The sequence below is a fragment of the Pedobacter sp. BMA genome (assembly GCF_001027745.1).
Classification (GTDB): Bacteria; Bacteroidota; Bacteroidia; order Sphingobacteriales; family Sphingobacteriaceae; genus Pedobacter.
The window spans coordinates 15,090-28,840 of the sequence record NZ_LECU01000006.1 but is presented as its reverse complement, the minus strand read 5'-3'; the positions used below and the strand labels follow the sequence as shown (position 1 = coordinate 28,840).

The following is a 13,751-nucleotide window of genomic DNA, read 5'->3' as shown; positions in this document are numbered from 1 at the left end:
AGAAATAATGCTTAAAAACTTACTATACGCACTTTTAACTTTAACTGTAATACCGAATATATTAAATGCACAACCTTTAACAAAAATTGCACCAAAAAGAGAATTTAGGGGCGTTTGGGTAGCCACAGTAACCAATATAGATTGGCCTTCACGCCCTGGTTTAACGGTTGATCAGCAAAAACAGGAACTTATTGGCATCCTTGAGCGGCATAAAAGCCAGGGGATGAACGCCATTATCTTACAGGTTAGGCCTGCCGGGGATGCGTTTTATTCAAAGTCGAGGGAGCCCTGGAGTCAATGGCTGATGGGTAAACAAGGGCTGGCGCCAGCACCGGGATATGATCCATTGGCGTTTGCCATAAAAGAATCTCATTTCAGGGGGATGGAGCTACATGCCTGGTTTAACCCTTACCGGGCAAGCATGAGTAGCAGCACGGTGTTTAGTGAAGATCATGCTTTTCGTAAACATCCCGACTGGTTTTTTACCTATGGCGGCAAAAAGCAGTTTGATCCCGGGATTCCTGATGTAAGGGAGTATATTGTTCAGGTTATTTTAGATGTAGTGAAAGGTTATGATGTTGATGGGATTCATTTTGATGATTATTTTTATCCGTATAAAATTGAGGGACAAACCATCAATGACAGCGCAACGTTCAGTAAGTTTCCTAACAATTTTACAGACATCAGAGACTGGCGCAGAAACAATGTAGACATGCTGATCAAGCAGTTGGATGACAGTATCCATCATTACAAAAAATGGGTCAAGTTTGGTGTGAGTCCTTTTGGTATCTGGAAGAATAAGAATGAAGATCCGGAAGGATCTGCAACCAGTGGCTTATCGAATTATGCAGAATTGTTTGCTGATAGCAGGAAATGGGTTAGAGAAGGCTGGGTAGACTATATCAATCCCCAGATCTACTTTACCTTTACCAGAAGAGTAGCCCCATTTGGTACGCTGGTAGACTGGTGGAGCAATAACAATTACGCCCGCCACGTATATATTGGTCAGGGCGCCTATCTGGTAAACTCTAAAGCGGAGCTGGCTTGGAGAAACCTTTCAGAACTTCCGCGGCAAATCCGCTATATCAGAGACAACAATAGAATTCAGGGGAGTGTTTTTTTCAGTTCTAAATCATTAAGTACTGTGGGTAGAGCCGTAGGTGATTCCCTGAAAAATGATCTTTATAAATACCAGGCCTTACCTCCACAAATGCCATGGCTGGATGAAGTTCCGCCGAATGAACCCCAGGCATTAACTGCTGACGCGCTTAAGGATGGTGTGCATTTAAAATGGCAGAATCCTCTAAAAGCAAAGGATGGAGAAACCGCATCCGGGTATGTGATTTATCGTTTTGATGAAGGGGAGAAGATTTCGGTGCTTGATCCCAAAAACATTCTTAAAATCAGTTTTGAGGATTATCTGACATTTATTGATACCAGTGTGGAAGCCGGAAAGCGCTATAGTTACCTGGTTACAGCTTTGGATCGCCTGAAGAATGAAAGCGAACCAGGCGGGCCGGTAGGGGTTGAGGTGCCGCTGGCAAGATAATGTATATATGATAGTTTGAATTGGTAAGCAAAAGCTTTAAATTAGTTTGCTTAACCAAACCAGACTATGACCGAACCCAAACAACGCCTGCTGTCGTTAGATTTTTTTAGGGGCTTAACTGTTGCTGCAATGATTCTGGTAAACAATCCCGGAAGCTGGGGCCACATTTATGCACCACTGGAACATGCAGAATGGAATGGGTGTACACCAACCGATTTAATTTTTCCATTTTTTTTGTGGATTGTGGGTGTATCCATTGCATTTGCGATGGGTAACAGTAAAAAAGATCCGGCAAATCACAGTAAGGTTATCCTGAAAGCGGTGAAAAGGGGTGTAATACTTTATCTATTGGGGTTTTTTCTAGCTATTTTCGGGAAGCTAATGGCTGTGATTATGGATGGAAAAAGCTTACTGGAAGCCTTTCAAACCGTACGTATACTTGGGGTGTTACAGCGAATTGGCATTGTATTCATCATCAGCAGTATCATTTTCTTAAAATGCTCCACTAAAACAATATTCAGGGTTTTCATTGCTATTCTGGCCATTTACTGGGCGCTTATGACTTTTGTTCCCGTTCCGGGAGTAGGTTATCCAAACCTGGAAAAAGAAACCAATCTGGCTGCATGGATTGACAGGGGTATTTTAACAGAAGCGCATACCTGGGCATCATCCAAAACCTGGGATCCTGAAGGGGTGTTAAGCACATTGCCAGCGGTGGGGACTTGCCTGTTTGGTATTTTAGTTGGTGTTTGGATGCGGCGAAAAGATGTAGACCATCCTACAAAAGTGGCCTGGCTTTTTACTATTGGTATTGCATCGGTTATATTGGGTTTATTGTGGGACCTTCAGTTTCCTATTAACAAAGCTTTGTGGACAAGCTCCTATGTCCTATACGCGGGTGGGCTAGCGGCTGTGGGCTTGGCACTTTGTTACTGGTTGATTGATGTTCAAGGTTATAAGAAGATAACTACACCATTCGTGGTATATGGCGTGAATGCCATCACGGTGTTTTTTCTGGCAGGACTCATGCCAAGGCTTCTAAACTTCATTAAGATCAGCAATGCTGACGGATCAAAAACGCCCTTGCTGGAGAAATTTTATAGCACCTGCTACACACCATTCTTTTCTCCAATTAATGCTTCTTTGGTGTGGGCAATTTCATACGTATTAGGGTTTTATGTGCTGCTATACTTCATGTATAAGCGAAACATCATCATCAAAGTTTAAGCTACCTGAAAATAACCTTCTGAATTGATTAATTTCGATTCCATCAATTTCCATTTTGAAGAAAAAAACAACCATATATGATATCGCGGAGGCGCTCAATATTACCGTTTCTACTGTATCGAGGGCGTTAAGTGGTTTTCCGGCAATAAGTGATGCAACACGCAAGGCTGTAATTGCAAAGGCGAAGCAACTGAATTATAGTCCGAATAAACTCGCATCAGCGCTGAAATCAGGGAAAACGAATATCATTGGCGTAATTGTACCCAGCGTACAAACTTATTTTTTTGCGACCATCATTCATTGTATTGAAGAAGTTTTGAAGGCGCATGGATACCGCGTGATTATTTATCAATCTAATGAGTTGTTACAGGATGAAATTAACGGGGTGACCACGCTTCTGGAAGCTCAGGTCGACGGGCTTATGGCATCTATATCCCTCGAAACAAAAACTGCGGCGCACTTTAAAGAAGTAGTGATGCAGAATAAACCACTTATTCTATTCGATCGTATTATTGAAGAACTGAATGTTCCTACTGTTACCCTTGATGATTTCAAAGCGGGTTATCAGGCGACTGAACATTTGATTAAGCAGGGTTACCGAAGCATCGCAATGATTACGACAATCCATGGCATTAAATTATTCGATGACCGGTTGAAGGGTTATCAGGCAGCATTAAAAGATTATCAACTTCCTATAGTTAGTGAGCATATGGTTTTTGGTGGCTTATCTATTGAGGATGGCAGGATCGGTGCGGATACATTAATGCAGCTTGGTAACCGGCCAGACGCCTGCCTTGCCGGCGATGATTTTACGGCGCTGGGCGCCAGTCAGCGGTTAAAGGAGTTAGGGTATGCGGCACCTGCGGTTGGGGTAATTGGTTTTTCCAACGAATCGTTTTCTGCTTACGTTACGCCTCAGTTATCAACTGTTGATCAGCATCCAAACCAGATTGGGGAGGCTTGTGCGCAGCTGTTTTTAAAAATGGTTTCGCAAAAGAACCCCTATCAGGAAATTTCGAAGGTGGTGATTGAGCCGACAATTGTGGAAAGACAATCTACGGTTAAGTAGTTTTGCCGTTAAAACTTCCGAAATCCGCATGGGCAAGACTTCGGAAGTTTATGATGTACATTAGTTAAGTTACATTAGTCTTCGAATTTCCATCTTACAAAAGCTTCCATGGCTTCGTACTCTGCTAAGCCCAGGTCGTCATAAGCTTTTGCTGTTTCCCGGTTCCGGTCTTCTGCTCTTTGCCAGAATTCTCTCGCATCATCTCCTGGAAAAACGGCCCTGTCTTTCTGACTCTGGTGTTTAAAGATTGCGTATTTTTTGCGTTCGAGTTCTTTTGGAGAGATCGGAACTGCCATTTCAATTTCATGGGTTTCAAACTCGTGCCATGCACCGCGATACATCCATAGCCAGCAATCTTTTGCCCATTCTTCGGTTTTACGCAGGCGGGTAAGGGCTGCGAGGATGATGTTAAAACATACAATGTGTGTGCCGTGGGGGTCTTCAAAATCGCCTGCAGCATAAACTTGCTGAGGTTTTACTTTTTGCAGTAGCTCAATCGTCAGTTCGATATCTGCATCTGTAACGGGATTTTTCTGACTTTTTCCACTCTCATAAAAAGGAAGTGCCTGAAAATGGATATGATCGTCTTCCAGTCCGCAATAGCGTGCTCCTGCTATTGCTTCGCCTTTCCTGATCAGACCTTTTACCGTTTGAATTTCCGGGGTATCAACCTGATTTGGTTTCTTTTGCTCAATAAAGGTTCTCATTTTTTGATAGAGGTCCTTTAGATGTGCATTTTCTACACCCATCTTTTCCGTGAAATCGACATTGAACTCGACAAAACGGAGTGCATCATCATCCCAAACTGCGGTATTTCCTGAAGTTTGGTAAGCCACATGAACATCATGCTTTTGATCCACCAGGCGGATAAATGTACCTCCCATGGAGATGACATCATCATCGGGGTGAGGGGAGAAGATAATTACCCGTTTTTTCGCAGGTTCAGCTCTTTCAGGGCGTTGAGAATCATCGGCGTTTGGTTTACCTCCCGGCCATCCGGTGATGGTATGTTGTAATTTGTTGAAGATATGAATGTTGATGTTGTAAACCGGCCCTTTTTCAGTAGCCAGTTGTGCCATGCCATTATTATTATAATCGTCTTCAGTTAATTTTAAAATTGGCTTTTTAAGTGTATTTGCAAGCCAGATTACCGCTTTTCGGATCAGCGAATCAGTCCATATGCAATCTTTAACCAACCAGGGCGTGTCGAAGCGTGTAAGTTCTGAGGCTGCAGGTGTATCGAGGATAAATTCGACATGTTCAGAAAGCTGAAGGTAAGTGGCAGGAACTTCTCCTGAAATTTCACCTTCTACGGCCTTTTTAATAATCGAAGCTTTTTTACGGTTCCAGGCCATCAGGATGATTTCGCGGGCCTTGAAAATAGTTCCGATACCCATAGTGATGGCTTTGGTAGGCACAAAGCTCTTTCCGCCAAAATCACGGGCAGCATCTCTTCTGGTTAAATCGTCGAGTGTAACCAGGCGGGTACCTGAATTTGGAGCTGAGCCTGGTTCGTTAAACCCAATGTGTCCTGTACGTCCGATACCCAGGATCTGAATGTCGAGACCACCCAGTTCGCCAATTTTTTTCTCATAGTCGAGACAAAAAGCTGCAATATCTTCCAAAGGAAGGGTGCCATCCGGAATGTGGACATTATTCTTATCGATATCAATGTGATCGAAAAGGTTTTCATTCATGAAGGTAACGTAACTCTGTGCGGCGTTAGGCTGCATCGGATAATACTCATCGAGATTAAAGGTAATTACGTTTTTAAAACTAAGCCCCTCCTCCTTATGCAGTCTAACCAGTTCGGCATAAACTGCTATCGGGGTTACACCTGTTGCTAAGCCCAGTACTGCAGGTGCGTTATTTGCTTGTTTTGACTTAATGAGATTGGCAATGCGATGTGCCACATTAACAGAAGCAATTTTTGGATTGTCGAACACGCTTACGGGAAGCTTCTCAAAGCGTGTCTCCTCCAGTAGATTTAATCTAGCCATTTTTTTATGGTTTTTAATGTACGGAGCAGTAAATATATACAGTTATGACCAATTTATAATGATGGTCAATTACTTTTATTTCACGTATTTAATTATATTTAGTCTCCTGCTATCAAACAAACGTTTGTTCGTTTTTACAACAAATTGTTGTAGCACTTCCGCTTAGTACTCAAGTGAAAATAGTGATTTCTGACTCCACCTCTACTCCACAGTGAGACTACCTTTTTACACTAAAAGGTGGAGTTATAGTGCTTCGTATGAGTTTTTAACCCCATGGAACCTGAGTTGATACTGCCTTTATGCTAGCCTAAGCTATGGATTAAGTGTTATTTAGAGAATATTCAGTTCGCGGGCATGGTAACCGGCTAAGGATTGATTTGTTTTTTCGAGCTCAGTAACCAGATAGCTGATGTTTTCTATTGAACATACTTTCAATCTGAGGGTGATGTCGAGCTTTTCGGAAATGCAAAGAACAGCAGTTTTTTTCGAACAGGCAATCATGGCTTTTTTCAGCTGATTGATCTCCCAATCGGTATCGGTTAGGCCTTCGGTTGGGTGAATTGCACTGGTTCCCATGAGGCAAAGATCGGCTTTGATTTCGGATAACTGGCTGATTACGTGTCCTCCGTAGGTGATTTGTGAGTTTTTTGAGAAGAGGCCACCAATCAGGATCACTTCAACGTTATTATATTTTGCGAGTTCAACTGCGACCAGGGGGCTGATTGTAAAGAAGGTTGCGGAGATGTTCTGTGGAAGCTGTTTTACGAATTCGAGAATTGTTGTACCACCGCCAATGAGAACAACCATTCCATCTTTGATGAGGGTGATGGCTTTTTTGGCGATTGTAATTTTGCTTTCACGTGCATACACGGTGCTGTCGTCGAATGAGCTATGGTATGATTTTGAAAGGGCTCCACCGTGAACTTTAAATAGCAGTCCATCGTCGACCAGTTCTTGTAAATCTCTTCTGATGGTATCTTCTGATACATTTAATAGCTGGACAAGATCGGAGGTAAGCACGCGGTTATGCAAATTGATCTGTCGCATAATAAAGTCGTGGCGTTCTTTTTTGAGCATAGACGGTTTGGTTTAAACGAATTTAAAAATAGTTTTCAAATATTTGCGTGTTTGTGCGTGTTTCTGCAATTTAATTTTGTTAGGCCTTGTTAAATAGTTTGTTAAATTGTTTTTAATTCAAAAAACAATTGTGATATTAGCTAAATGATAAGTAAAGTGCGTGATTATGCGTGTTTTATTGAAGGCAAACAACTAACAACAAACAACTAACAACAATCAACTAACTAATTCATTATACTAAACTAGGAAGTTTATGAAAAAAAAACTACTACTAACTATTCTTGGTACGTTTTTGTTGCTGGCGCACGCCATAGCGCAACAGATTACGGTAACAGGTAAAATTACCTCGCCCGACGGGCCGGTGCCCGGTGTGTCTGTCCGGGTAAAGGGCACAACAGTTGTTTCCCAGACAAACGGGGAAGGAAACTACTCAATTAAAGCATTGAAAACAGACGTGCTGGTTTTCACTTATGTGGGTTATAAAACGACAGAGCGGCCGGTTGGAGGAAATGCGGTTGTAAATGTTGCATTAACTTCGGATGCCAGTAATCTGGATGAGGTTGTGGTTACGGCCTATGGCATAGACAGGGATGCAAAATCTTTGGGTTACTCTACACCAAAGGTTTTAGGAGATGATGTGGCACAAACGCAGCGGAATGATTTTTTTGGCGGTTTGCAAGGGCGGGTACCGGGCTTATCGATTAACAGTACGAATGGAAATCCGGGCTCATCTGCACAAATTGTTCTCAGAGGTTTTGTATCAATCAGTGGAGATAACAATGCTTTGATTGTTGTTGACGGTGTGCCAATCAACAACAGTACGCTAAACCAGACGCGGGAGTTAGTGTCAGGGGCTGCAAACAGAGATCAGGATTATTCCAACCGGGGGATGGACATCAATCCAAATGACATCGAAAGCTATGTGATCATGAAAGGTCCGGAGGCCACTGCCTTATATGGTAATGCAGGGGCTAGTGGTGCCATTTTGATTACTACTAAAAAAGGTAAAAATGGCCGTGGAAGTATTAATTACAGTAATTCTTTCAGAGTAGAAGAGCTTAATAAATTCCCAGAGATTCAAACAAAATATAATTCCGGTGCATCGAATGGTATATACAGTGGAAGTAGCTCCAACTTTTTTGGACCTGCATTTTTACCTAATACGCCTTTATACGATAATATCCATAACTTTTTTGAAACGGGGTTTACACAAAAGCACAACTTGTCGTTCGAAGGGGGCTCGGATAAATTTTCATATCGGTGGTCGAACGAGTATAGTGACTCAAAGGGAACAATTCCCACGACGCGCTATACCAGGATTTCTTCGCGGGTAACTGGAGTAGGGACAATCTCGCCAATTTTAAAATTAACCAGTTCATTTAATTATATCAATTCAAAAAACGATAAAGCTAACAAAGGAACAAATGGTACTTTATTACAATTAATGAGATTTAGTTCTGCATATGATGTTCAGAATTATCAGGACGTTAATGGAAATAGGATTTTGCATCTGGCTAGTATTTATGCTGAATTTGATAATCCATTATGGGATGTAATTAAGAATGTCAACCAGGATAAGGTCAACCGACTAATTGCGAATACCAATCTAGAGTTGACGCCTACAAAATGGCTGAAAGTTAATGGTATTATTGGTGCCGATATTGCATCAACAAATGGTTTATCTGTTTATCATGCCCAGTCATATCGTGGCTCAGGATCTGCCGCAACGCCTACCGGAGGTACAGTGATGACTTACAATCAGCTAGCGAAGGTGTTTAACGGATCACTAACGGCCAGTGCAAGGCATAAATTTGGTGATTTTAGTAATACTTACATTATCGGCGCTACATTTAATGACTATAACTCTACTACAGATTCGCAGCGGGGAACCAATATGTACGACCCGAACTTCTACAGTATCAACAATACATTGCCAACTACACAGCGAACATTAACCTATGTCAATCGCTATCGCAATGTAGGTGCTTTTGCCCAGGCGGTTATGGGATATAAAAGTCTGCTCTATTTAACCTTATCAGGTAGGGTTGATGGAGCATCGAGGTTGATGCCAAATAATCCTTACTTTGCTTATCCATCAGCGAGTTTAGCCTTTAACTTCACGGATTTGGAGGGGGTGAAATCAACCTTACCATGGTTGAATTACGGAAAATTCAGAGCTTCTTATGCATTAACAGGTAAAGAGCCATGGAGAGAGTACTCAACCGGAACTAATTATGAAGCAAAAAGATTTACCGGTGGCGGTTACGCTTATTCATATTATGGTGGTAATCCCAACTTAAAGCCTGAGACGTCTAAAAACTTTGAGATCGGAACTGAATTACAGTTTTTAAAAAATAGAATAGGCTTAGATTTTAATTATTATAACTTATTAAGTAAAGACCAAATCATCAACCCACGTTTAAGCTATGGAACGGGCTTTGTTTTGGAAATGATGAATGGTGGTACTGTGAGAAATAGAGGCGTTGAGATTCAATTGAAGGCAAATCCCATACGGAGTAAAGATTTCAATTGGGACATGACATTCAATTACACTTTAAACCGAGGGGTTGTATTATCACTTTCAAATGATCTGCCGGAATTATATGAGTCGGATACGCAGGTTATCGGAAGCGTCAGGAGTGCCGTTCATCCAGGCTATAGTACAGGAGCTATTAGCGGGACGAAATTTGCCAGAAATAATAATGGTGATATATTGATTAATCCATCATCAGGACTTCCATCTGTGACTGACACCCAGTACTATCCAATAGGAGATAGAAATCCAAAATATAATCTAGGCTTTGTAAATAAATTCAACTATAAAAGCTGGAGTTTATCTTTCCTTTGGGACTTAAGATACGGTGGAGATGTTGTGAATGGTACAGAGTATGAGGCTTATGTGAAGGGTATAAGTTTGAAAACCTTGGATAGAGAGGTGCCACGTGTTATAACCGGAGTATTAAGCGATGGTTTGCAAAATACAGCAAATCCAACTCCGAATACGATTTCAGTAACACCTTATTATGCATCAAACTACTATTCTACAAACGTTTCGCCAGAAATGTTCGTGGAAAAAAATATCAAGACTTTGCGTTTAAGAGATGTGACGCTTGCTTACGATTTTTCACCGGAATTAATTAAACGTATCAAGTTTATTCAGGGATTTGGTGCCTTTTTTACATTAACTGATTCAATTCTAATTACGAATTATTCTGGTGGTGATCCAGAAAGTAACTCAAATTCTCCAGGTGTAGGTGGAATTGGGGGATTTGGGATAGATTATGGAAATATTGGCAAACCCATAGGTTTCAACTTAGGATTTAGGGTCAAATTATAGTAGAAAAAAATCATGAGAATAATATATAAATTATCATTCGTTTTGACAGCAATACTTTTGCTGGCAGGTTGCAAAAAATACCTGGACATTAATACCAATCCCGCTGTTCCGCAAACAAGTAAAGCGGAGCTACTGCTTCCGCCAATTCTTTTTCAGATGACCAACGGTACCTCGCAGGATTATCGTTTTATTTGGAAGGTTACACAAAATTTGATAGGAGCATCTACCGATGATGCATCTTTAGTTTGGGAGAAACACAGTTACACTGCTGCAAGTGATAATGGCGGAGTAATCTGGAGGATGACATATGTCGATTTGGGTCTGAATTTGGAAAATCTGATTAACGATGCTGTCGCAAATCAGAAATACGAATACGCCGCTATAGGGTATGCCATAAAAGCTTGGGCCTATCAAATGACAACAGATATGTATGGCCCGATTATTTTAGATGAGGCATTTACGCCAGGATTGCTGAAATTCCCTTATCATGATCAGCCTGAAGTTTATGCTAAAGTAAGATATTATGGCCAACAGGCAATTAAGTACTCGAATATGACAAGTCCTGTTAGCTATGCTTCTCAACTAGCCGGAACTACAGGAGATGGTATTTATAAGGGTGATATGGCGAAATGGCGTAAATTTGTATATGCTGTTTACGCATTGCAATACAGTCACCTGGTTAATAAGCCTGAGTTTAGAACACAATATGCTGATAGCGTAACGAAGTATACCAATTTATCATTCGCAAATGAATCGGAATCAGCTACTGTATATTTTTCAGCCTCAAGTACAGACGATACCAATCCATTTGGCCCAACTTTAGGGTATATTAATACTTCAGGCACTACTTCAACTTACTACGGCCGGATTTCTACTACAATTCTGAACTATTTAGCTGGAGGAATGAAGGGTACTGCTACAACGAACCCAACAACTTCAACAGACCCCCGTTTAAGCAGAATGCTTCCGGCGAGTACGGCAACCGCCACATTGGGCAGGTATATTGCGGGCACACCAACTCAAGGAAGCAGCACTTCAGGTTTGCCAATAGTATTTGGTTCAATTCCTACTGGTGCGATTACCTATAATGGCAAATATATATTTGCTGATGCTGCACGCTATCCATTAATGACTTATTCTCAGTTGCAGTTTGCTAAAGCTGAGGCACTATTTTTACAGGGGAAAACGGCAGAAGCTTATACAGCTTACGTAGCAGGTATCAGGGGACATATGGCCTTTTATAATACTTATGGCAGGGCGTCAAAAACTCCGGATGCAGCGATTACTGATGCAGAAATAAACACATATATGGCCTCTGCTGAAGTTGCTCAAAATGCTTCAACGTTAACCCTGGCTGATATTATGGGACAGAAATATATAGCGCAGTGGGGATGGGGTGGAATGGAGCAGTGGTGTGATCTTCGGAAACACCATTACAATGCAACTACCTTTCGGCAATTTTACCAGATTCCAACAGCAGATTTGCTTTTGGGAGGTAAGTATGCTTATCGTTTCAGGCCTCGTTATAATTCAGAATATGTATGGAATTCAGACGAGCTTAGGAAATGGGGTGGTTTAGACGTAGATTATATGACAAAGGAAACATGGTTTAGTCAGCCTTAATTTTTCACTTTAAATTTATTACAATGAAGATATTTTTGAATTTATTTTGGAGCTTCTTTATAGCCCTTGCATTAGCCGGCTGTACTAAGAATGTTTTAGATTATGGGGATACCGTTAAATTAACGGGAGATGAAGCGCTTTTGAAAGTTAATTATGTATCCTATTATTACAATAACCGTGCAGTTGCTATCAAAATTAATGATAAAAGGGTGAGTAGTGTAATAACGGCGCGGACACCATTTCCAGGCGGAGGCTATAATACGGGGGGAAGTTCGACCGCGGACTTTCTTGCAGTAACACCGGGGAATTTAAAGTTGTCTATTATCCTTCCTAAAAAGAAAGATGATGGAACAGATTCACTGGTTTTATACTCTACAACATTGCAAATTGTTGGAGGGAAAAACTACGTGGCACATATTACTGATACCACAAGTAATACAAAAACAGTTTTAACTGAGGAAAACTTTGCCAGGCCAGATACTGCATATTGTAAATACCGGTTTATCAATTTAATGCCCAATGTGCCAGCTGTTGACTTATATTATGGAACAAGCGCAACGGATAACTCCCTTGATTCTTTGATAGCGGGAAATGTAAGTTATCTGAATATTACAAATGAGATTAAACTTAGGGCAGCTCAGTCTAAAACCTGGAAAATAAGACCTGCTGGCGCGGCGATAACTACCGCAACAGTTCTTGCAAATTATACCAGTGCAAGTACATTTTTAAATCAGCGTGTTTATACAATATTTGCGAGTGGTTATAGTGGTATCAGTACTGCACCACGTCGACCTTATGTTTCGTTTTTTTTAATAAGATAGTGTTGCTCTTAAGAGATGAAAAGAGCACATTACGTGCTCTTTTCATTCTATTTTACAATATCTTAAACCCTAAACTCAACTGAAACAAGTTCGGTTTCTGGCTATACTTTTCGCTTTTGCTAATATTAGATAAACCAGCTTCGTAACGTAAGTCGACAGAAATTGCACCTACATCTACACCGGCACCTGCCTGTAAGCCCAACGCCTGGTTTTTGTAGTTATCAAAATCTGTAGCCTGCTGATAGGCCGAGCTAAAGCTGGAATTTTCATCCAATACAAATGAAATTACAGGGCCGGCCATTAAGCGGAAGTTTAAGTTTTTCGCACCGAATTTAGTTCCCAGTAAAACCGGCACATCTAATGTGGTAAATTTAACCTTACCTTCTGCCGATACCTCGGTACCGTTATTTGTAGTCACACTAACAAATTTATTTCCTTTACTGCCAATGTAAGCTTCGGGCTGTACATAAAAGCTGGAGCCACCAATGCGTGCCCAGGCACCAATCTGGTAACCCAATCTGTTTTCTTCGCTGGCAAAATCAGCATTTATTTTGGCAAGATTTACACCTGCTTTAACACCGAGGTTAAAACTTTGTGCCTGAGCTGCTGCCCAACTTACTGTTAGGAAAACAACAGATAAAATGATCTTTTTCATAATTGATTTTTTTAGTTCAAAAGGCTTTAATATGTGTTTAGGTTTTATAACGGCGATTTAACACAATTATCGTGCAGAAACTCTTTCTGCGCATAATTTATCATCCGCGCGATTAAAAGCACAATCCTTAACAAATATTTTTTATTACTTTTGCAGCAAATAAAAAGTGCTATGGCTAATTTTCAACTTACTTCAGAAACTGCATTTAAGGTAAAAACAAAGTTCTTACGTAAATACCGCGACCTTGCAAATGAGCCTTTGGATTTTACACCGGGTAATGAAGATCAGTTGGTGACAGATTTGATGCGTTTGGTTAAACGCGACCGCACTTATATTGAGTTTACCATTCAAAAAGCGTTAGCCGATACAAAGGGTAACAGATTGTAGTTACTA

The 13,751-nt window shown here is 40.9% G+C and carries 10 protein-coding genes; 7 read left to right on the top strand and 3 right to left on the bottom strand.

Going from position 1 to position 13,751, the window contains the following annotated elements; translation table 11 throughout:
- The first annotated feature begins 7 nt into the window (after positions 1-7).
- The 3 genes from AB669_RS12130 (at position 8) to AB669_RS12120 (ending at position 3,845) form a co-directional block, all read left to right on the top strand.
- Positions 8-1,549: a glycoside hydrolase family 10 protein gene (locus AB669_RS12130; RefSeq protein ID WP_047799599.1), complete on the top strand. Its 1,542-nt coding sequence runs from the start codon at positions 8-10 to the stop codon at positions 1,547-1,549.
- A 66-nt stretch (positions 1,550-1,615) separates the two neighbouring features.
- Positions 1,616-2,776 (top strand): acyltransferase family protein, encoded by a 1,161-nt coding sequence (locus AB669_RS12125; protein ID WP_047799598.1) that lies wholly within the window; start codon positions 1,616-1,618, stop codon positions 2,774-2,776.
- Between the two features lie 55 nt (positions 2,777-2,831).
- Positions 2,832-3,845, top strand: a complete 1,014-nt coding sequence (locus tag AB669_RS12120; protein WP_047799597.1) for a LacI family DNA-binding transcriptional regulator — start codon at positions 2,832-2,834, stop codon at positions 3,843-3,845.
- 74 nt (positions 3,846-3,919) lie between these two features.
- Here AB669_RS12120 and nagB read toward each other — a convergent pair whose 3' ends face one another.
- Together nagB and AB669_RS12110 are read right to left on the bottom strand one after the other, a co-directional pair.
- On the bottom strand, positions 3,920-5,845 hold the full coding sequence (gene nagB / locus AB669_RS12115) for a glucosamine-6-phosphate deaminase (protein WP_047799596.1): 1,926 nt from the start codon (positions 5,843-5,845) through the stop codon (positions 3,920-3,922).
- A gap of 330 nt (positions 5,846-6,175) precedes the next feature.
- The gene (locus AB669_RS12110; RefSeq protein ID WP_047799595.1) at positions 6,176-6,922 is read right to left on the bottom strand and encodes a DeoR/GlpR family DNA-binding transcription regulator; all 747 of its coding nucleotides are present in this window, start codon (positions 6,920-6,922) and stop codon (positions 6,176-6,178) included.
- A 253-nt stretch (positions 6,923-7,175) separates the two neighbouring features.
- Between AB669_RS12110 and AB669_RS12105 the strand changes: the two genes are divergently transcribed.
- The 3 genes from AB669_RS12105 to AB669_RS12095 are packed head-to-tail and all read left to right on the top strand — an operon-like array spanning position 7,176 to position 12,703.
- Complete coding sequence (locus AB669_RS12105; protein ID WP_047799594.1) at positions 7,176-10,259, top strand: SusC/RagA family TonB-linked outer membrane protein; 3,084 nt, start codon at positions 7,176-7,178, stop codon at positions 10,257-10,259.
- Positions 10,260-10,271: 12 nt separating this feature from the next.
- Complete coding sequence (locus AB669_RS12100; RefSeq protein WP_047799593.1) at positions 10,272-11,882, top strand: SusD/RagB family nutrient-binding outer membrane lipoprotein; 1,611 nt, start codon at positions 10,272-10,274, stop codon at positions 11,880-11,882.
- Between the two features lie 23 nt (positions 11,883-11,905).
- On the top strand, positions 11,906-12,703 hold the full coding sequence (locus AB669_RS12095) for a DUF4397 domain-containing protein (RefSeq protein ID WP_047799592.1): 798 nt from the start codon (positions 11,906-11,908) through the stop codon (positions 12,701-12,703).
- Between the two features lie 52 nt (positions 12,704-12,755).
- Here AB669_RS12095 and AB669_RS12090 read toward each other — a convergent pair whose 3' ends face one another.
- On the bottom strand, positions 12,756-13,358 hold the full coding sequence (locus AB669_RS12090; protein ID WP_047799591.1) for a porin family protein: 603 nt from the start codon (positions 13,356-13,358) through the stop codon (positions 12,756-12,758).
- 171 nt (positions 13,359-13,529) lie between these two features.
- Here AB669_RS12090 and AB669_RS12085 point away from each other — a divergent pair, with 171 nt between their 5' ends.
- Complete coding sequence (locus tag AB669_RS12085) at positions 13,530-13,745, top strand: hypothetical protein (protein WP_047799590.1); 216 nt, start codon at positions 13,530-13,532, stop codon at positions 13,743-13,745.
- Positions 13,746-13,751 lie beyond the last annotated feature (6 nt).

What these genes read in the sequence shown, in the direction of transcription:
- AB669_RS12130 (WP_047799599.1), top strand. Translation starts at nt 8, where the DNA reads ATGCTTAAAAACTTACTATACGCACTTTTAACTTTAACTGTAATACCG.
- AB669_RS12125 (WP_047799598.1), top strand. Translation starts at nt 1,616, where the DNA reads ATGACCGAACCCAAACAACGCCTGCTGTCGTTAGATTTTTTTAGGGGC.
- nagB (WP_047799596.1), bottom strand. Translation starts at nt 5,845, where the DNA reads ATGGCTAGATTAAATCTACTGGAGGAGACACGCTTTGAGAAGCTTCCC.
- AB669_RS12110 (WP_047799595.1), bottom strand. Translation starts at nt 6,922, where the DNA reads ATGCTCAAAAAAGAACGCCACGACTTTATTATGCGACAGATCAATTTG.
- AB669_RS12105 (WP_047799594.1), top strand. Translation starts at nt 7,176, where the DNA reads ATGAAAAAAAAACTACTACTAACTATTCTTGGTACGTTTTTGTTGCTG.
- AB669_RS12100 (WP_047799593.1), top strand. Translation starts at nt 10,272, where the DNA reads ATGAGAATAATATATAAATTATCATTCGTTTTGACAGCAATACTTTTG.
- AB669_RS12095 (WP_047799592.1), top strand. Translation starts at nt 11,906, where the DNA reads ATGAAGATATTTTTGAATTTATTTTGGAGCTTCTTTATAGCCCTTGCA.
- AB669_RS12090 (WP_047799591.1), bottom strand. Translation starts at nt 13,358, where the DNA reads ATGAAAAAGATCATTTTATCTGTTGTTTTCCTAACAGTAAGTTGGGCA.
- AB669_RS12085 (WP_047799590.1), top strand. Translation starts at nt 13,530, where the DNA reads ATGGCTAATTTTCAACTTACTTCAGAAACTGCATTTAAGGTAAAAACA.